Genomic DNA, 18,858 nt, shown 5'->3' with positions numbered 1-18,858 from the left:
CCCGGGCGCGTGCACGCAGGCTCACCCGTGACGCTAGATCCTCGGCAGCTCGCGCTTCATGACCTTGCCGGTGGGGTTGCGAGGCAGCTCGTCGAGGAAGACCACGTTCTTGGGCACCGCGAACTTGGCGACCTGCGCCCGCGCGTACTCGACCAGGTCCGGCTCCGAGGCCTCCGAGCCGTCGTGTAGGACGACGAAGGCGGCGAGCCGCTGACCCCACTTCTCGTCGTCGACGCCGGTGACGACGACATCGCGCACGGCCTCATGCTCGATGAGGGCGTCCTCGAGCTCGCGGGGGAAGACGTTCTCGCCACCGGAGATGATCATGTCGTCGTCGCGTCCGGCGACGAAGAGCAGCTCGTTCTCGTCGAAGTAGCCGAGGTCGCCGGTGTTCATGAGCCCGTCGGCGAAGGTCTTGGTGTTCCCGTCGGTATAGCCGCCGAAGGGCATGTCGTTGCCGACGTGGATGACCCCGGTCTCCCCTTGTGGCACCTCGCGGCCGTCGGAGTCGAGGATCTTGACGGTGGTGCGCCACGGGATGCTGCCGGCGGTTCCCGGGGCAGTGCGCAGGTCTTTCGGCGAGGCGATGGTGACCCAGCCGGTCTCAGTGGCGCCGTAGAAGTTGTAGATCGAGTCGGTGAAGGTGTCCATGAAGTGCAGGGCGAGGTCGCCGGCGAGCGCACTGCCGCTGGTGGCGGTGATCTCGAGGCTGGATACGTCGGTGCGCGCGATGACGTCCGGGTCGGCGTCGACCATCCGCTGCATCATGAGCGGGACCACGACGAGCACCTTCGCGCGGTAACGGTCGATGTCCTCGATGACCCGTTCAGGCACGAACTTGCGTCGCAGGACGTAGGTGGGCGCGGTGGTCAGCCCGAAGCTGAAGTTCAACAGTCCCCACGAGTGGAACAGCGGCGCCGCGACCACCACAGTGGAGTTCGCGCGATACGGGATGGAGCCGAAGAAGGCGAGCAGCGGCTTGAGGTCCTTGGGCTCCTCGCGCCGGGCGCCCTTGGGCAGGCCAGTGGTGCCCGAGGTGAAGATGACGATCTGGCCGTGCTTGGCGGGCTTGCGGTGACCGTCGGCCGGCTGGCCGTCGGCGAGGTCGCTCAGCGTGGTGAGATCCTCGGGGGCGTCGGCATCGGCCCAGCCGAGGACGATCTTCTCGCGCGGCACGTCGGCGAGGACCTCGAGGAACTCCTGGTCGACGATCATCAGCTCGGCCCCCTCGCGCTCGGCGAGGTCGGTGAGCTGGGAGCGGCTGGCCATCGTATTCAGCAACAGGATGCGCCCACCGAGCTGCATGATCGCCACGAGTGCGATGACCATCCACCGGTGGTTGCGCGACAGGATCGCGATGGAGTCGCCCGGCTGGAGGCCACGCTCCTTGAGCGCGGCGGTCACGCGGTTGACCTCGGCGACGAGGTCGCGGTACGTGATCTCCCCCGCGTCGTCGATGATCGCGGTCTGCTCAGGGAACCGGGCGGCGGCCGCGTTCAGGCCGGACGGTAGTGCCGGCCCCCACTTGACCAGATGCATGCCGGCCCTCGCGAGCCGCAGCGGATTACCCAATCCCAGCAGGCCGATGCGGTGAGCCACCTTCGCCGTGTAGGCCAGATCGTTCATGCCTGGGAGTGTAACAACAAGTTACCCCCGGGTAGAGGGGGTCGTCACTCCGCGCTATGGCACCGATCAGGTCCGCGCGGCCAGCCCTCTCGCCCAGTTGACCTGCTGGGTCACCATCGGCGCGGTCTGCGGCGAGCCGGCCGGGATCGTGGCGGTGTGCGCGAACCCGGGCCCCGAGACCGTGACCTGGACATAGCCGGTCGTCGTGCGTTCCTTGACGAGGAGGAACAACAGCCCCAGCAGGCAGAACAGGAAGAAGACGATGGCGCAGACGATCGCCCACGCCGGGATTCTCTCCTCGCTGCGTGAGTAGTCGGCGATCTGCCACGTGGTGCCCGCGATCGGGAAGGCGCCGGTGGGCAGGAAGACGCTCTGTGGCGATACACCGATATCGCCGATGGAGATCTGCGGCATGTCCGGCTGGGCAGGGATCGGCTCGTTCACGTGCGCCATTGAACCACGTCAACCGGGCCCGCCGGGACACTCAGCGACGCAGCACCTTGCGGGCGGCGGCATTGCCCGCGAACTGCCCGATCTGCACGATCACGATGACGATGAGGATGGCCGTCCAGGTCACCCAGGGGTTGAACTGCCGGTAGCCGTACTGCAGGGCGAAGTTGCCGAGGCCGCCGGCGCCGATCACGCCGACGACCGCGATCATGTCGACGATCGCGATGAAGGCGAAGGTGAAGCCGAGGATCAGCGGCCCGAAGGCCTCGGGCAGCAGGACCGTGAAGATCACCCGCAACCGACTCGCCCCCATCGAACGGGCCGCCTCCAACACGCCCGGGGACACCGAGACGAGGTTCTGTTCGACGATGCGGGCGATGCCGAAGGTCGCCGCGAAGACCACGATCGGCATCGCGGCGGTATTGCCGATGCCGGTGCCGAACAGCTCGCGGACGAGGCCCTGCAGACCGATCGCCAGCAGGATGAAGGGAATGGGGCGGAAGAAGTTGACCAGCACGTTCAGGACGACGTTGACCGGGGTGTTGGCCATCAGGCCGCCCCTGCGCGTCACATACAGTGCCGTGCCGATCGTGAGGCCCAGCAGTCCGCCGATCGTCAGGCCGACCGCCGAGAGGACGATCGTCTCGATGGTGGCGGTGCCGATCAGCCCGCGCAGCTCGATCACGCGATCCATCAGCGCACCTCCCTGACCTCGACGAGCCCGGACACGACACGAACGGCCTCATCGACGCGGCCTCCGGTGAGCTCGACGGTGAGGTTGCCGAAGGTCTTGCCCTGCACCTCTTCCATCCCGCCGTAGACCAGCTCGAAACCGACGCCCGCCTCGCCGAAGGCCCCGAAGACCTGCGACTGGGAAGCCGAGTCCTCGCGGAATCCGAGCGTCACGAGGCGTCCGGGGTGCCGCTTGCGCAGTTCCTCCACGACACTCGCCGGAGGCATGTCGTCGACCACCGTGTTGACGAAGCGGCGGGTGACCTCGTGCGCGGGGCGAGCGAAGAGGTCGAACGTGGTGCCGGACTCGACGACCTTGCCGTCCTCCATCACCGCGACCCGGTCGGCGAGGTTCTTGACGACCTCCATCTCGTGCGTGATGACGACGATCGTGATGCCGAACTCGGCATTGACGCGGCGCAGCAGATCGACGACGCCTTGGGTGGTCTCCGGGTCGAGTGCGCTGGTGGCCTCATCGGCCAGCAGGATGCGCGGGGACGAGGCGAGCGCGCGGGCCACGCCGACACGCTGCTTCTGGCCGCCGGACAGCTGCTCGGGATACTGGTGCGCTTTGTCGGCCAGGCCGACGAAGTGCAACAGCTCGGAGATCCGCTCCTGCTGTTCGGTCGCCGAGATCCCCGCGACCTTGAGCGGATAGGCGATATTGCCCCAGACCGTGCGCGAGTGGAACAGGTTGAACTGCTGGAAGATCATGCCGATCGTGCGGCGGACCTTCTGCAGCTCGCTCTCGCGGAGGGTGGTGAGGTCCTGTCCGGCGACCACCACCGAGCCGGAGGTGGCCGGCTCGAGGGCGTTGATCAGCCGAGCGAGGGTGGACTTGCCGGCGCCGGAGTATCCGACGATGCCGAGGATCTCTCCTTCGGCCACGTCGAGGGTGACCCCGTCCACCGCATGGACGGGGTCACCTCCTCGGCGCCTGGGCGGGTACGCCTTGGCGACATCCCGCAACTCGATGAGGGCCACGTGGCGACCTTACTGGTTGTCGCGGACGTCCTGCTCGGCATCGGCCAGCGTCGACTTGAGCTCGTCGATCGGCGTCTTGACGAACTCCGCGGTGCCACCCGAGACGTCCTGGACGCCGTCGAGCACATCCTGGCTGTCCTGGTAGATCTCGACGAGCTTGGCATAGGTCTCGTTGTCCTCGTCCTCGGCGCGTGCGACGAAGATGTTGACGTACGGGAGCGCGTCCGGGTCGTCGGCGCTGTCCTCGTAGATCGCGTCGTCGAAGCTCAGGCCGGCGTTCTCGACGAAGTCGTTGTTGATGACGGCAGCGGCGACGTCCTGCAGCGAGGCTGCGGTGATCTCGGCGTTGAGCGCCGTCACCTCGACCCGCGAGGCGGCGGTGTCGACATCGGCGAGGTCGGAGAAGGCCGTGCCGCCGTCGGTCAGCTCGATGAGGCCGGCGGACTGCAGGAGCACCAGGGCGCGGGCCTGGTTGGTGGCGTCATTGGGCACGGCGACGGTCTCGCCGTCGGGGATCTCCTCGACGTCGCCGTACTCCAGCGAGTACAGGCCGAGGGGGTAGATCGCTGTGGTGCCGATCGGCACGAGGTCCTCGTCGTTGTTCACGTTGTAGTCGGCGAGGTAGACGATGTGCTGGAACTGGTTGAGATCCAGGTCGCCGGCCGCCAGAGCGGGGTTGGGCTGCGTGTACTCGGCGAAGTCGACGATCTCGACGTCGATGCCCTCGTCGGCGGCGGCCTCCTTGTAGGTCTCCCAGTACGGGTCGCTCGCGCCAACGACGCCGATCCGCACCGTGTCCTCGTCACCGCCGCGGGTCAGGGCGAAGACACCGGCCGCGATGAGGGCGAGGACCACCACGACGATCGCGATGATGAGGCCGGTGCGCTTCTTGGGCGCTTCGATGAGGTTCTGGTCCGACATGGACGTCCTTTCGTACCCGGCTCGTGGCCGGCGGGGGTGGAGAAGATGGCCGCACTCGTGGTGCGGCCAGACATCGACCGTACGAATGCCGCGCCGGGTCGGCCTACCGATCTCATCTAATGAGACGGCCGCTCCGCCGGCGGTGAGCTATCCCACACCCAAAGCGATCATCTGCGGGATCACACACCGCCCGCGGCAGGCTCGCTCAGGGTACGTCGTCGTAGTCCCAGCGCACGTCATCGCGCAGCACCCGCGCGGGGACGCCGCCGACGACGCTGTGCGCCGGCACCTTCTGGTTGCGCACTACCGCGCGCATCGCCACGCACGCGCCCTCGCCGATCTCGACGTGACCACTCACCACCGCGTCGCGGCACAGCCACACGTGCTCGCCGAGACGGATCGATGCTCCGAAGGGGTTGAGCCGCTCGCCGGTCGCACGATCGGCCAGCCGGTGCATGTCATCCGTCGCCAGGTAGACATTCGAGGCCCACAGCTGGTCACCGGCGGCCACGATGCTGCCGCCGTTGCGCGCGTCGATCACCGCGCAGCGGGTCGCGAGCACCGGTCCGTGCAGCACGATCGACGAACCCGCCCCGCAGTACACCTCCCCCGCCGTCAGGACGACGCGCTCGTCGAGGAAGACGGTGGCGTCGTCCCCGCCGAGCAGCAGGGAGACGAGATGGTCCATCGGCCCGCCGACCACCACCAGGGCCCGGCGCATCGGAATCAGCATGAGCTGGCTGAGCACCGATTCGGGCAATCTGGCCCCAGGCGCGAGGTAGAGCGCATTGTCGAGATCGTGCCACCACGGCGGCAGCCCGTCGGCGACCCGGCGCACGACGAGCGAGTCCACCCGGGAGGCCTCCACGCCCGCCGCCCGGAGGCGCTCGCGGTGGTCGGCGGTCAGCGAGTCGTCCACCGCGGCATCATCTCAGCTCTCGTCGAGCGCCTCGCGCGCCGCGTCCTCCGCACGGGCACGATCGGCCGCCACCAGCCCGATCCGGGTGCGCCGGTCGAGTAGGTCGTCGACGGTCGACGCTCCCTCGTGACGGACCGCGAAGCGCAGCTCGGCCCGGCTCACGTCGAGACCCTCGGCGATCGGCTCGTCGAGACCGGGAGACGAGTCGAGGACGGCCCCGGCCTCGCTGCCGAAGCGACGCAGGAGCTCATCCGAGGCACGCGGATCGCGCTCCGGCCCCGCACCGACGAGGGGAACGCGGCGAGTGACGCACGGACCTGCCGAGAGCCCGGCAGGTCGGGCCGCGAGGTCGACCGCGTCCTGGGCCATCCGGCGGTAGGTGGTCAGCTTGCCGCCGACGACCGTGGTCACGCCATCGGAGCCCCGCTGGACGACATGGCGCCGGGAGACGTCGGCGCTGCTCGCTTCTCCCGCGTCGAGCAGCGGACGCAGCCCCGAGAACGTGCCGAGCAGGTCGTCGCGGGTCACGGGACGCTCCAGCGCCAAGCCGATGGTGTCGAGCAGGAAGTCGATCTCGTCGTCGGACGCGCGGGGCACATCCGGGATCGGGCCCGGAGCGTCCTCGTCGGTCAACCCCACGTAGACCCGGCCGAGGGGCGCCGGCAGCGCGAAGACGAATCGCGTCGTCGATCCCGGGATCGGCACCATGAGCGAGGCGGAGAGTCCACCGAAGGTCCGCTGCGACATCACCAGGTGGGTGCCGCGGCTCGGTCGCAGCGAGATGTCGTCGGCCAGGGTGCCGGCCCACACCCCAGCGGCGTTGACGACCGCCCGCGCCGAGAGATCGAACTCCGATCCGTTCAGTTCGTCGCGCACCCGTACCCCCGTGCCCGACGCCGAGAGGACACGGCACCGGGTCAGCACACGGGCGCCGTAGTACGCGGCGGTGCGGGCGATCGCGACGACGAGGCGCGCGTCGTCGACGAGTTGGCCGTCCCAGAAGCGCAGCCCACCGCGCAGCCCCTCACGACGCACGGAGGGCGCGTAGCGCTCGACCGCCTCCGCGTCGATGCGATCGGGTCGTGGCAGCAGCGAGGCGGAGGTCCGGGCCGCTCGACGCAACGCATCGCCTCCCCAGTGCCCGGCCCGCACCAGGGCCGCGTGCTTCCGGTCCATCGACGGGAGCTCGGGGAAGACATTCGGCAGCGGCCGGATGAGATGCGGGGCGATCGTGGTCATCAGGTGATGCCGTTCGATCGCGCTCTCATAGGCGACATCGACATTGCCGGTGCCGAGATAGCGCAGGCCTCCGTGCACGAGCTTGGAGCTCCAGCGGCTGGTGCCGAAGGCGAGGTCGTGGGCCTCGAGCAGCACGACCGAGAGCCCTCGCGTGGCGGCGTCGAGCGCCACACCCGCACCGGTCACGCCGCCGCCGATGACGACGAGGTCGACCGTTCCCCCGGCGACCTCATCCAGCTCGCGCGAACGCCGGGCCGCATTGAGCGATGAGGATCGGGCCGTGGTCATGGGGCGAGGTACCGGTCGAGGGCGAGGGCGAGCTCAGCGTCCAAGGCGTCCAGCTGCGGGCCGACCGCATCGGGCACCTCGAGGATCGCGGGCGCGGTGATGACGAAGGACCAGCTCATCAGCAGCACCGCCTGAGCCTGCACGGCCGGGTCGCCGGACCGCACCGATCCGTCGGCGGCGCCCTGGCGCAGTGCGTCCTCGATGATCGCGAGATGGAAGGCGGACACCTGGCCGGGGCGGCGTACCTGGTAAGGCGTGAGGAACTCCGGCGATTCCTCCACGATGGCGCGCAACAGCGGGTGGGAGCGCATCTCTCCGACGATGCCGACGACGGTCGCCACCACCCGCTCACGCGTGGAGCCCACCGACCGGTCGGCGGCGCGCTCGGTCAGCCGGTTCCATTCACGGGTGGACACATCGGCCGCGATGCTCGTGACGTTCTCCCAGCGCCGGTAGAGGGTTGCGCGGGCCACCCCTGCCCGTCGGGCGATGGCGGTCATCGTCGTCCGTGGGAGACCCTCCTCGACGATCAACTCGAGCGCGGCGTCGAGGATGCGGTGCGAGTCGATCGAGGCGGCCGTCTCAGCAGCGGGACGGGACCGCACCAGGTGCAGGGCCGACTCCGAGGAGTTGAAACGATCTGCGGTCATGTGTTTAATACTAGCATGACCGACGTCACCCCCGGACCTCGTCCCGTCGACGAGACCGACCTCCCCGTCGTGGACTTCCACCCGTATCGGTGGGGCGATCCCTCGCACTTCGTCACGCTGAGCGAGCGGATCACCGGAGCCCTCGGCCTGGTGGGCATCACCACGTCCGAGCGGCCTCCGACGCCTCTCGGCGAACTGGTCCTCCCGGACACCGGTCTCACCGCAGAGTTGCTCGACACCCTCCGCGAAGCCGTCGGGGACGGGTCGGTGAGCACCGAGCACGACGATCGCACGGCACACGCGAACGGCTGGTCGACGCCGGATCTCCTACGGCTGCGCGGCAATGCCCTCGTCGATGCCCCCGACGCCGTCGTTCGCCCCGCGGACGAGGCCGGGGTGGAGTCGGTACTGCGCTGGTGCGGCGAACAGCGGGTCGCCGTCGTCCCCTTCGGCGGCGGCACGTCCGTGGTAGGCGGGCTGACCGCCGAGCGTGGCGGCTTCGCCGGCGTGATCGCCCTCGATCTCGCGGCTCTCGATCGACTCCTCGATGTCGACGCGGAGTCCCGGATCCTCACCTTCGAGGCCGGCACGCGCGGCCCGCGCGCCGAGGAGCTCGCGGCCGAGCACGGCTTCACGATCGGGCACTTCCCACAGTCCTACGCCGGGGCCACCATCGGCGGCTACGCGGCGGCGCGGTCGGCCGGCCAGTCGTCGGCGGGTTACGGCCGCTTCGACGAGATGGTCGTCGGGCTCACCCTCGTCACACCGCGCGGAACCATCGAGATCGGCAACGCTCCCCGGTCCGCAGCGGGCCCGGACTGGCGGCAGATCATCCTGGGCTCCGAAGGCGCCTTCGGTGTCATCACGCGGGTGCGGGTGCGCGTGCGGCCCCTGCCCGAGACACGAGTCTTCGAGGGCTGGCGGTTCGCGGACTTCGGCGCCGGGGCCGCGGCGCTGCGGCGGCTCGCACAGGACGGGCCTCGCCCGACGGTGCTCCGGCTCTCCGATGAGATCGAGACGCTGGTCAATCTCGCCGACCCGAACGAGTCGCTGGAGGAGAATCCCGGCGGCTGCCTGGCGATCGTGGGCTTCGAGGGCACGGCGGCCGATGTCGCCGCACGCCGAGAGGCCGTCACGACGATCCTGCGCGATCTCGGCGGCGAAGAGCTCGGGACCGCTCCGGGTGAGGCGTGGCGCGAGGGTCGCTTCAATGCCCCCTATCTACGCGATCCGCTGTTGGAGAACGGCGTCCTGATCGAGACCCTCGAGACGGCGACCTTCTGGTCGCGCCTCACCGAGGTCCGCGATGCGGTGAACACGGCACTCACCACCGCGCTCGGCGACCAGGGCACGCCCTGCATCCCCATGTGCCACATCTCCCACGTCTACGAGACCGGGGCCTCGCTCTACTTCACGGTGGCGGCGGCGCAGACCGAGGACCCGGTGGCCCAGTGGGCCGTCGCCAAGACCGCCGTGAACGAGACGCTCCTGCGCATCGGGGCGGCGCCGAGCCATCACCACGGGATCGGCGTGGATCATCAGGGCGTCTACACCGAGCAGCTCGGGACGCTCGCGGTCGAGGCGCTCCAGGCGATCAAGCAGACCCTCGACCCCTCGGGTGTCGTGAACCCGGGGATCCTGTTGCCGCGAGCCGGACACTGAGATGACCGCCTTCACCGCATTGCTGAACCCGATCTCGGGGTCCGCTGGCGCCAGCGTGGAACGGTGGGAGCCTGTCGCCGTGGCCTTGCGGGCGGGTGGCGCCGACGTCGCGATGGAGCCGACACGCAGCGCCGATCAGGCCAGGGAGCGTGCCGAGCAGTTGTCCGTGGAGGGACGCACCGTGGTGGCGGTCGGCGGGGACGGGCTGGTCCGTGACGTCGCCGGCGGGGTGGTGGCCGGCGACGGTGTGCTCGGCATCGTGCCGGCCGGACGTGGCAATGATCTTGCGCTCGGCCTCGGACTCCCCCACGCGCCGGAGGCGCTCGCGCGGGTGCTGCTCGACGGGCACATCCGGGCGATCGACGTGCTCGATGCCGATGGCGTGATCGTGCCGGGCAATGTGTACGCGGGCATCGACGCCCTGTCGACCCGCATCATCAACCGTCATCGTCGCGTGCCGGCGCTGCTGCTGTACCGGCTCGCGCCCGTGCTGGCAGCCCTGCGCTGGCGGCCGGCCTCCTTCGAGCTGACACTCGACGGCGTGACGACCGCGGAGCACCTGATGATGGTGGTCGCCGGCAACTCAGGGCGCTATGGGCATGGCCTGCACATCGTTCCGAGCGCGACCCTGGACGACGGCCTGATCCATCTGCTGACCGTCGATGGCAGCGCCTCACTGCTGCGCCTCGCATCGTTCATGAGGGAGGCGAAGCACGGCGCACACGTCGACCGGCCCGAGGTCACGGTGCGGACCGCCCGAGAGGTGCTGATCCGGGCGGAGCGCGATGTGCCCTTCGGCGCCGATGGCGACGAGCTCGCCGACCGCGAGGTGACCCTGCGCTGCCGCCCCGGCGCCCTGCGCATCCTCGTCCCCTGACCCGGCCGTCGTCTCTCAACCTCGCTCGTCGGGCACGCTCACGTGGACGATCTCGCCATTGGCCGGCAGCTCCCCGTCGAAGGTGAGAGGCACGGCCTTCGCACGATCGATATCGCGGCTGTCGATAGCCTGGACGTGGACATGGGGTTCGGTGCTGTTGCCGGAGTTTCCGCAGCGGCCGAGCACATCGCCGGACCGCACCCGTTGGCCGACCGACACCTCGCTGCTGCCCTGTTGCAGATGACACAGCGCGACGACGATGCCGCGACCCTCGATCAAGACATGATTCCCGGCGAGCGCCACCCACCCCGTCCCTGCGCGCCTCCGCTGGGTCAGGGCGTAACGGATCGACGGCAGTCCACGGTAGGCGCGATGGTCGGGCTCGCTGTCGTGGGCGGCGACGACGACGCCCTCCAGGGGAGACAAGATCGGTCGCCCGAAGCCAGGGAAGCCCTCGGCGGGCTCCGGCCTCACGAGGGAGCCGAACGTGATCGGTGCGGTTCGGTCGGCGTCCGTCATCGGCACGAAATCGATGGCATAGGCCGTGGCGAAGAGATGGGTGCCGTGGCTGGGAAACCGGTTCGCCGGGCTGTTCTGGACGAGCCAACGCCCGGTGAAGGGGTAGGCCAGATCGACGGACTCGGACATGCGACCCACTAGTCGCCCTGGCGCGCCAGCTGACGCAACGCGACCCAGAAGGCGATCGCGAGCATCGCCAGCATGAAGACCGTTGGGGACGCCATGACGGCACCATAGGCGATGAACGCCCACACCCCGATCGCGACGGTCCCGATCGCCACGAAGGCGAAGGTCGCATAGGTCAGCTGACGCGGCGAGACATGCGTATCGATCCATCGATCGATCGCGATGGGCCGACCCCTTTGGCGGCGGAGTTCCGAGAACAGGGAGAACATCACCAGCACGAACATCCCGCCGAGGAGCCACCGCCGGAGGGGAGGATCGATGAGGACCCCCTGGATCGCCACCTGGCCGAGCAGGGCGAACATCATCGCGATCTGCGGCCCCTGCTCAGACCGGCCTCGCAGGAATCGCCACGACGGCAACCACGAGAACCAGTGAGACGTCGAACGGTCCATCGCCCAGCACTGCCGCGACGATGCCAGCGAAACCCAACCAGACCCAGAAGACCAACACGAACCAGGACACCCAACGAGGCGGACGACGTGCTGCCATTTCGTCAGCCTAAGGTTCACGCGCTCCGGGCGCAGACCGATCTCGGTGCCCTCGCGGAGTTCACGCACGGCGGGGGGCGAGGTGCGGACGATGGCCTACCTCAAGGTGTCCTCGGGCATCGGCGCCGGTCTCGTACTCGACGGCCAGGTCTTCCACGGCGGCCTCGGCACCGCCGGAGAGCTCGGCCACCTGACGATGGACGAGGACGGACCGCTGTGCCGGTGCGGCAGCCGCGGCTGCCTCGAGGCCTACGCCGGGGGCGCCTCGCTCGTCGAGCAGTTCAGCACCTTCGCGACCGATCTCACCGTCCACGAGTTCGTGTCACGAGCCCTCGACGGCGACCTCGGCGCGCGCCGCCTCATCGAGGACGCCGGCCGTCACCTCGGCCGGGCCGCCGCGACGCTCGCGCAGATCGTCGGCCCGGAGCTGATCGTCGTCGGCGGCGACCTGGCCGAGGCGGGTGAGCTGCTCCTCGATGGGCTGCGCGACGGCCTGCGGCGACACGCGCTCGAACCCATCGCTCAGCGCACGCACGTCGCCCGCGCCACGCTCGGCGACCAGTCGTGTGCGGCTGGAGCGGTCCTCGCCGCGCTCGACGCCCTCGACGTCTGACGGCGCACCGGAGCCGGCTCGCCTCCCCGGTGGCGGTATCTCAGCAACGCTATCTCCCCGGTGGAGGTATCCCAGCAACGCTATCCGGCCTCGATGACGTTGCTGGACTACCGCCACCGGATGCGTAACGCTGACCAGCTACCGCTACCGCCTGGTGGCGGTGTGGAGTCCAGACGCCGGGAACGACGAAGGCCCCCGGCGATGCCGGGGGCCTTCGTGGTGGAACGGCGGGATCAGAAGCCCATGCCGCCCATGTCACCCATGTCCGGGGCGCCACCGCCGGCCGGAACGGGCTCCGGCTTGTCGGCGACGACGGCCTCGGTGGTGAGGAACAGGGCCGCGATGCTGGCCGCGTTCTGCAGCGCCGAGCGCGTGACCTTGGCCGGGTCGAGGATGCCCTCGGCGATCATGTCGACGTACTCGCCGGTGGCCGCGTTGAGACCGTGACCGGCCGATAGGCCCGCCACCTTCTCCGCCACGACGCCACCTTCGAGGCCGGCGTTGATCGCGATCTGCTTCAGCGGAGCCGAGGCAGCCGAGCGCACGATCGCGGCACCGGTCGACTCGTCGCCCTCGAGCGACAGCTTCTCGAATGCTGCGGCCGTGGCCTGGACGAGCGCCACGCCGCCACCGGCGACGATGCCCTCCTCGACGGCCGCCTTCGCATTGCGAACGGCGTCCTCGATGCGGTGCTTGCGCTCCTTGAGCTCGACCTCGGTGGCCGCGCCGACCTTGATGACGGCCACGCCGCCGGCCAGCTTGGCGAGACGCTCCTGGAGCTTCTCACGGTCGTAGTCCGAGTCGCTGTTCTCGATCTCGGCCTTGATCTGGGCCACCCGGCCGTTGATCTGCTCCTGGTCGCCGCCACCCTCGACGATGGTGGTCTCGTCCTTGGTGGTGACGATCTTGCGAGCGGTGCCGAGCAGGCTCAGGTCGGCGTTCTCCAGCTTGAGACCGACCTCCTCGCTGATGACCTCGCCACCGGTGAGGATGGCGATATCGGCGAGCATGGCCTTGCGGCGGTCGCCGAAGCCGGGGGCCTTGATGGCGACCGACTTGAACGTGCCGCGCATCTTGTTGACCACGAGGGTGGCCAGGGCCTCGCCCTCGACGTCCTCGGCGATGATCGCGAGCGGCTTGCCCGACTGCATAACCTTCTCCAGGACCGGAACCATGTCCTTCACGGAGCTGATCTTGCTGTTGACGATGAGGATGTAGGGATCCTCCAGCACCGTCTCCTGACGCTCAGGATCGGTGACGAAGTAGCCCGACAGGTGACCCTTGTCGAAGCGCATGCCCTCGGTGAGCTCGAGCTCGAGGCCGAAGGTGTTGCTCTCCTCGACGGTGATGACGCCTTCCTTGCCGACCTTGTCCATCGCCTCGGCGATGATCGTGCCGACAGTGGAATCAGCGGCGGAGATCGAGGCGGTCGAGGCGATCTGCTCGGTCGTCTCGATGTCCTTGGCCATATCGTGCAACTGCTCGATGATGGCCTCGACGGCGGTCTCGATGCCCTTCTTGAGGCTCATCGGGTTGGCACCGGCGGCCACATTGCGCAGACCCTCGCGCACGAGCGCCTGGGCGAGCACGGTGGCCGTCGTGGTGCCGTCACCGGCGACATCGTCGGTCTTCTTGGCAACTTCCTTGACGAGCTCGGCGCCGATCTTCTCGTACGCGTCCTCGAGCTCGATCTCCTTGGCGATGGACACACCGTCGTTGGTGATCGTGGGGGCGCCCCACTTCTTCTCCAGCACGACGTTGCGGCCCTTGGGGCCAAGCGTCACCTTGACGGCGTCGGCGAGCTGGTTCATGCCCCGCTCGAGGCCGCGGCGCGCTTCCTCGTTGAATGCAATGGACTTAGCCATGGTGTGCGTATCTCCCACACAGGTTGATAGGGCAGACCGGGCGATGCCCGCGACGGACGACCGGCGTCGACGCCGAACCCTTCTCGACGCCACAACCGGCCTCATCGGACCGATCCATAACTAGCACTCTCACTATACGAGTGCTAATCAACGTGGCGCAACGCAGGTCAGCGAGAGTCGTGTTCGTGGTCCTGCGTGTCATCGACCGAACGGCGAGGACCGAAGATGAGGACGATGGCCAATCCGACCACCGGACCGATCAGCAGCCACCAGGGGCTGTCCAAGGCGAGGAATCCGACCGACCCGAGCAACAGCCCGACGATCGCGCCGATACCGATCCACTCGTCGTCCATGCGGACAGCCTAGTGGCCTGTCGCCCCGACGTCCGGTGCGCCGCAGAATCAGACGGTCGGCGAGACGCCCTGGGCCTCACGGCCCTTGGGCCCGTCGATGACCTCGAACTCCACGGACTGGCCGTCGTCGAGAGTCTTGAATCCCTCGACGGCGATCTTCGACCAGTGGACGAACACGTCATCGTGTCCATCGACCTCGATGAAGCCGTATCCCTTCTCGGGATTGAACCACTTGACGGTGCCCTGCACCATGAGCTTCCCACCTTGCTGTAGCTCTGGGCCCCGTCTGGACCCCGTGCGATTCAGCGTAACGCCGTGCCCTCGCCACGCGCCATGCCCCATATGTTCGTTCTCGCTGGGCGGACACAGGGCGGTGCTGACCGCATCGAGACCAGCTCGCTACACCCCGTTCCGGTTCCCGAGTAGCGGCGAGGAACCTCCCGCTTGCGGGGGAGGAACGAGCAGCGTATCGAGACCACGCTTGGGTGGGTGGTTTCGCTCCAGCGCGGCTACGCCCCTCGTGCTACTCAACCACCGAGAACGCAGCCTCGGGCAACAGCGGGGCTTCGCCCCTCATTCGCCTTGCGACAGCTCAACAGCCTCCCGCTACAGCGGGACTTCGCCCCTCATTCGCCTTACGACAGCTCAACAGCCTCCCGCTACAGCGGGGCTTCGCCCCTCGTTCGCCTTACGACAGCTCAACAGCCTCCGGCTACAGCGGGGATGATGGAGATCTGGGTGGTGTCGGGGGTGGGGGTGTCGAGGCCGTCCGCGAAGCGGACATCCTCCTCGGCGACGTACACATTGACGAAGCGACGCAGCTTGCCGTCCTCGTCGACGATGCGCGCCTTGATCCCCGGGTACGACGTCTCCAGCGACTCCAGCACCTCGGCGAGCGTGGCGCCGTCGGCGTTCACCTGGGACTCGTCACCGGTGTAGGTGCGCAGGATGGTGGGGATACGAACGGACACGGTCATGCGGAACTCCTCGGATACGGGGTGTGCGGTCTCAGGCGATGCCGGCAGCGGTGAAGGCGTCGTAGGTCGGGGCGATCGTGGCCCGCGGGCCCACCGCATCGCTGACGGCATCGAGCGTCTTGAGCCCGTGACCGGTGTTGATGACGACGGTCTCGGCCTCCGGGTCCAACTGCCCCGTCTCCACGAGCTTCTTCAGCACCGCCACGGTGGTGCCGCCGGCCGTCTCGGTGAAGATCCCCTCGGTGCGCGCGAGCAGCACGATCGCCTCACGGATCTGATCGTCGCTCACCTGCTCGACGCTGCCGCCGGTCTGCCGGGCGATGTCGAGCACGTAAATACCGTCGGCCGGATTGCCGATGGCGAGCGACTTGGCGATCGTGTCGGGCTTGACCGGGCGGATCGCGTCCACCCCGTCGGCGAAGGCGGTCGCCACCGGCGAGCAGCCCTCCGCCTGCGCGCCGAAGATCGTGTAGGGCTTGTCCTCGACGAGACCCAGCTCGATCAGCTCGGTGAAGGCCTTGTGCACCTTGGTCAGCTGCGAGCCTGAGGCGACCGGGATCACGACCTGATCGGGGAGCCGCCAGCCGAGCTGCTCGGCGATCTCATAGCCCAGCGTCTTGGAGCCCTCGGCATAGAACGGCCGGACATTGACATTCACGAAGGCCCAACCCGGGTCCTCGCCGGCGATCTCACTGGCGAGCTTGTTGACATCGTCGTAGGTGCCGTCGACCGCCACGAGATTCTCCGTGAACACCGCGGAGTTGACCTGCTTCGGGGTCTCCAGGTTGCTCGGGATGAACACGACGGTCGGGATACCGGCCCGGGCGCCCGCGGCCGCGACCGCATTGGCGAGGTTGCCGGTCGACGGGCAGGCGAAGACGCGGCTGCCGAGCTCACGGGCGGCGCTCAGCGCGCAGGCCACGACCCGGTCCTTGAAGGAGTTGGTGGGATTGGTGCTGTCGTCCTTGACCCAGAGCTTCGTCAGCCCCAGCTCTCCAGCGAGATTGCGCGCATCGAGCAGCCGGGTGAAACCGGGCTCGAGATTGGGGCTGGACTCGATGTCCTCCGGCACCGGCAGCAACGCCTTGTATCGCCAGATATTGCTGGGCCCGTCCTCGATCTGCTCACGCGTCACCGTGCCGAACTCGTAACCGACCTCGAGCGGGCCGAAGCACTCGAAGCACGCGTAGTACGGACCCAGCTCCCGGGTCGTGCCGCATTCCCGGCACTTCAGACAGGTGGCGTTGCCGAACGCGCCGGCACGCAGGGTGGTGGATTCCAGGGTCAGGCTCACGAAGCACTCCTTCATCTCTCCTGGCCGGCTCTCGGCGAGGACGGACGTAGCACCTGGCCGCATGATCGGCTGGTTGCTGGGGCTTCGTCGGGCCGTATCCCTCTGCCCCTCTCGATGAGTTGTGAGCAGCCTAATGAGCGGGACCGGCGACGCGAAACGCGAATCTCATATATAGAGACGAGCGCCCATATCGTGAGATCAATCGATCGCGTCGGCCAATGCGGTGAGCCACTCGGCGACCCCGTCCGGACCGTCGAGGACGAGATCCGCACGCGGCACGAGAGCCTGCTGCTCGGTCGACGCCGAGACGGCCAGCAGACCGAAGAGACCCTCCGCACGCAGCGTGTCCACCGCATCGAAAGCCGGCAGATCGCCCAGATCGTCGCCGATATAGACCACGCTCGCGAACGAGCCTCCGGCAGCCAGGGCGGCGAGCGCTTCGCCCTTGTCGGTGCCCGGCGTGCGCAGCTCGATCACCTGGCGTCCCGGCTCCACCATGAGCCCCAGCTCGGAGGCCAGCTCGGCGAGATCCGGGGCGAGATCGTCGAGGAGCCCCGGCGCCACCCCTCGGGTGTGCAGAGCGAGGGCCAGTCCCTTGTCCTCGATCCGCACAGCCTGCGCCGCGTGCGCGGCCAGCCATCCGGGCAGCCGACGCTCGAGTTCCACGATCGACTCCGGTCGCGGCGGACGCGTGATCTCGTTCGTCGACGCGTCCCAGCGCTCGGCTCCATACTGGCCGCAGATCACCAGGTGCTCCAGACCCGATCCGTCCTCGAACCGCCCGAGTCGGCGCACCTGGTCCAGAGGTCGGCCCGTGATGATCGCCACCTGTCCGAGCAGCCGACCGAGCCGGCGCAAGGCCGTCAGCGACTCAGGATGGATGTCGGCTCTCGTCGGATCGTCGACGATCGGCGCCAGCGTGCCGTCGAAGTCGAGCCCGAGCAGGACCGAACCCGGCTCATCGGTCACTGCCGCGGGCAGATCCAGCCCCATCGTCCCCTCGCTTCGCTCGGTCATGCCGCCGCCTGCCAGAGAACCACAACGATAGGCATGCACCGGCATGACAACCCCACTGCTCCCTCGCTTCGCTCGGTCATGCCGAGAAGTATGCCGGGACGTCAGCGAGCCGAGCTCAGGACCACCGTCAGTCGATTGCTCGGCATGTCCGGGAGGTTCGGCATGAGCCTCCCGACACCGAGGTCGGCGGCGAGGAGCTGCGCCTGGTCGTACCCGCCGGCGGGGTAATAGATCGTGTCGGCGGGATAGCTGCCGCGGGCATTGCCCGACCCGACCACGTTCCATCCCGCACCCGAGACCTGGCCCGTTGTACGAGCGGCAAGGCCGGTGACATTCGTCGCATTGAGCACCATGACGCCCAGGGTGCGCGCCGGCGGTACCGGCTCGGGATCCGGCTCGGGTTCCGGCTCGGGTTCCGGTTCTGGCTCGGGTTCCGGTTCCGGTTCCGGCTCGGCGTCCTCGGTCGGCTCCGGCTCGGGTTCAGGCGTGGGCTCCGAGGCCGCCGCATCAGCGAGATTCGGGGGCTGGACACGGTCGTCGTCCCCTCCGCCGCCCTGCAGCGCGAAGGCGACCAGCACGCCGGTGGCGACGGCCAGGACCGTCATCGCGACGATGGACAGCAGCCGTGAACGCGCCGCATGACGATGCTGAGGACCCGAGGGCGCGGGGGTTTCCGGTTCCGATTCGCTCATCGTGAGACCGGCCGACGGAAGCGCTGGCTCACGACCGGTCAGACGTCGAAGCCGAGGCGCCGGGCCGAACGCCGCCGCTGACGCTCAGCGCGCAGCCGGCGCAACCGCTTGACCAGCAGCGGGTCGAAGGCGAGCGCCTCCTCGGTATCGATGAGCGCGTTCAACATCTGGTAGTAGCGTGTCGCCGACATGTCGAACTTCTCGCGGATCGCCTGTTCCTTGGCGCCCGCGTACTGCCACCAGTAACGCTCGAGCTCGAGCACCTCCCGGTCGCGATCAGTGAGGGAGCTGCCCGGCTCACCCGGGTGATGGACCTTCTCCACAGCGCTCATGAGATCGATCCTACGACATGAATCACATCGATGTCATATACCCGGGAACCTCGCCGAAGCACGGAGATCATCCTGACGCGTGGGAGGTGAGTTGTTCCGCACGCCCCTCGGGTGGCGGGGGGGGGGACCCCACCCGAGGGCGCCCCCGGGGGGGGGTCCGACCCCCACCCCCCC

Annotated in this window: 21 protein-coding genes and 1 riboswitch; of the genes, 3 read left to right on the top strand and 18 right to left on the bottom strand. The window is 68.6% G+C overall.

Features of this window, described 5'->3' with window-relative positions:
* Nucleotides 1–33 precede the first annotated feature (33 nt).
* The 8 genes from FNM00_RS01285 to FNM00_RS01250 all read right to left on the bottom strand — a co-directional run bounded on the left by FNM00_RS01285 (nt 34) and on the right by FNM00_RS01250 (nt 7,809).
* Nucleotides 34–1,626 (bottom strand): AMP-binding protein, encoded by a 1,593-nt coding sequence (locus FNM00_RS01285; protein WP_143911205.1) that lies wholly within the window; start codon nt 1,624–1,626, stop codon nt 34–36.
* Between the two features lie 66 nt (nt 1,627–1,692).
* Nucleotides 1,693–2,070, bottom strand: a complete 378-nt coding sequence (locus tag FNM00_RS01280) for a hypothetical protein (RefSeq protein WP_143911204.1) — start codon at nt 2,068–2,070, stop codon at nt 1,693–1,695.
* Nucleotides 2,071–2,110: 40 nt separating this feature from the next.
* Nucleotides 2,111–2,770, bottom strand: coding sequence for a methionine ABC transporter permease (locus FNM00_RS01275; RefSeq protein ID WP_143911203.1), 660 nt, complete (start codon nt 2,768–2,770; stop codon nt 2,111–2,113).
* A complete protein-coding gene (locus FNM00_RS01270; protein WP_143911202.1) occupies nt 2,770–3,792 on the bottom strand; it encodes a methionine ABC transporter ATP-binding protein in 1,023 nt (340 codons plus the stop codon). Before FNM00_RS01270 ends, FNM00_RS01275 begins: the two co-directional genes overlap by 1 nt.
* Before the next feature lie 9 nt (nt 3,793–3,801).
* Complete coding sequence (locus FNM00_RS01265; RefSeq protein WP_143911201.1) at nt 3,802–4,713, bottom strand: MetQ/NlpA family ABC transporter substrate-binding protein; 912 nt, start codon at nt 4,711–4,713, stop codon at nt 3,802–3,804.
* Nucleotides 4,714–4,918: 205 nt separating this feature from the next.
* Nucleotides 4,919–5,632 carry an acyltransferase gene (locus tag FNM00_RS01260; RefSeq protein ID WP_143911200.1) on the bottom strand — a complete coding sequence of 238 codons (714 nt, stop codon included), beginning with the start codon at nt 5,630–5,632 and terminating at the stop codon, nt 4,919–4,921.
* A 12-nt stretch (nt 5,633–5,644) separates the two neighbouring features.
* Complete coding sequence (locus FNM00_RS01255; protein WP_143911199.1) at nt 5,645–7,159, bottom strand: glycerol-3-phosphate dehydrogenase/oxidase; 1,515 nt, start codon at nt 7,157–7,159, stop codon at nt 5,645–5,647.
* Nucleotides 7,156–7,809, bottom strand: coding sequence for a TetR/AcrR family transcriptional regulator (locus tag FNM00_RS01250; protein WP_143911198.1), 654 nt, complete (start codon nt 7,807–7,809; stop codon nt 7,156–7,158). The genes FNM00_RS01255 and FNM00_RS01250 overlap by 4 nt, the downstream gene beginning before the upstream one ends.
* Nucleotides 7,810–7,824: 15 nt before the next feature.
* Here FNM00_RS01250 and FNM00_RS01245 point away from each other — a divergent pair, with 15 nt between their 5' ends.
* Nucleotides 7,825–9,471, top strand: coding sequence for an FAD-binding oxidoreductase (locus tag FNM00_RS01245; protein WP_143911197.1), 1,647 nt, complete (start codon nt 7,825–7,827; stop codon nt 9,469–9,471).
* A gap of 1 nt (nt 9,472) precedes the next feature.
* Entirely contained in the window at nt 9,473–10,348 is an 876-nt protein-coding gene (locus tag FNM00_RS01240) for a diacylglycerol/lipid kinase family protein (protein ID WP_143911196.1), read from the top strand.
* 15 nt (nt 10,349–10,363) lie between these two features.
* Here FNM00_RS01240 and FNM00_RS01235 read toward each other — a convergent pair whose 3' ends face one another.
* On the bottom strand, nt 10,364–10,996 hold the full coding sequence (locus FNM00_RS01235; protein WP_143911195.1) for a M23 family metallopeptidase: 633 nt from the start codon (nt 10,994–10,996) through the stop codon (nt 10,364–10,366).
* 8 nt (nt 10,997–11,004) lie between these two features.
* On the bottom strand, nt 11,005–11,445 hold the full coding sequence (locus tag FNM00_RS01230) for a hypothetical protein (protein WP_143911194.1): 441 nt from the start codon (nt 11,443–11,445) through the stop codon (nt 11,005–11,007).
* A gap of 142 nt (nt 11,446–11,587) precedes the next feature.
* Here FNM00_RS01230 and FNM00_RS01225 point away from each other — a divergent pair, with 142 nt between their 5' ends.
* Entirely contained in the window at nt 11,588–12,154 is a 567-nt protein-coding gene (locus FNM00_RS01225) for an ROK family protein (protein WP_342778528.1), read from the top strand.
* Between the two features lie 233 nt (nt 12,155–12,387).
* On the opposite strand, the gene groL is transcribed toward FNM00_RS01225, so the two are convergent.
* The 8 genes from groL to FNM00_RS01185 form a co-directional block, all read right to left on the bottom strand.
* On the bottom strand, nt 12,388–14,019 hold the full coding sequence (gene groL / locus FNM00_RS01220) for a chaperonin GroEL (RefSeq protein ID WP_143911192.1): 1,632 nt from the start codon (nt 14,017–14,019) through the stop codon (nt 12,388–12,390).
* Between the two features lie 167 nt (nt 14,020–14,186).
* Nucleotides 14,187–14,372 (bottom strand): hypothetical protein, encoded by a 186-nt coding sequence (locus FNM00_RS01215; RefSeq protein ID WP_143911191.1) that lies wholly within the window; start codon nt 14,370–14,372, stop codon nt 14,187–14,189.
* Nucleotides 14,373–14,420: 48 nt separating this feature from the next.
* Nucleotides 14,421–14,624: a cold-shock protein gene (locus tag FNM00_RS01210; protein ID WP_143911190.1), complete on the bottom strand. Its 204-nt coding sequence runs from the start codon at nt 14,622–14,624 to the stop codon at nt 14,421–14,423.
* Nucleotides 14,625–15,070: 446 nt separating this feature from the next.
* Nucleotides 15,071–15,349 carry a ubiquitin-like small modifier protein 1 gene (locus FNM00_RS01205; protein WP_143911189.1) on the bottom strand — a complete coding sequence of 93 codons (279 nt, stop codon included), beginning with the start codon at nt 15,347–15,349 and terminating at the stop codon, nt 15,071–15,073.
* A gap of 31 nt (nt 15,350–15,380) precedes the next feature.
* Nucleotides 15,381–16,643 carry a threonine synthase gene (thrC, locus tag FNM00_RS01200; RefSeq protein ID WP_425456786.1) on the bottom strand — a complete coding sequence of 421 codons (1,263 nt, stop codon included), beginning with the start codon at nt 16,641–16,643 and terminating at the stop codon, nt 15,381–15,383.
* An 8-nt stretch (nt 16,644–16,651) separates the two neighbouring features.
* A riboswitch (SAM riboswitch) is annotated at nt 16,652–16,764 on the bottom strand.
* A 77-nt stretch (nt 16,765–16,841) separates the two neighbouring features.
* The gene (gene otsB, locus FNM00_RS01195; RefSeq protein WP_143911187.1) at nt 16,842–17,660 is read right to left on the bottom strand and encodes a trehalose-phosphatase; all 819 of its coding nucleotides are present in this window, start codon (nt 17,658–17,660) and stop codon (nt 16,842–16,844) included.
* 101 nt (nt 17,661–17,761) lie between these two features.
* The gene (locus FNM00_RS01190) at nt 17,762–18,352 is read right to left on the bottom strand and encodes a LytR C-terminal domain-containing protein (protein WP_143911186.1); all 591 of its coding nucleotides are present in this window, start codon (nt 18,350–18,352) and stop codon (nt 17,762–17,764) included.
* A 38-nt stretch (nt 18,353–18,390) separates the two neighbouring features.
* A complete protein-coding gene (locus FNM00_RS01185) occupies nt 18,391–18,684 on the bottom strand; it encodes a DUF3263 domain-containing protein (protein WP_143911185.1) in 294 nt (97 codons plus the stop codon).
* Between the last annotated feature and the right edge of the window lie 174 nt (nt 18,685–18,858).

This window comes from Aeromicrobium piscarium (assembly GCF_007421815.1).
Classification (GTDB): domain Bacteria; phylum Actinomycetota; class Actinomycetes; order Propionibacteriales; family Nocardioidaceae; genus Aeromicrobium; species Aeromicrobium piscarium.
The sequence above is the reverse complement of the archived record's forward strand: the minus strand, read 5'-3'. Positions and strand labels throughout refer to the sequence as shown.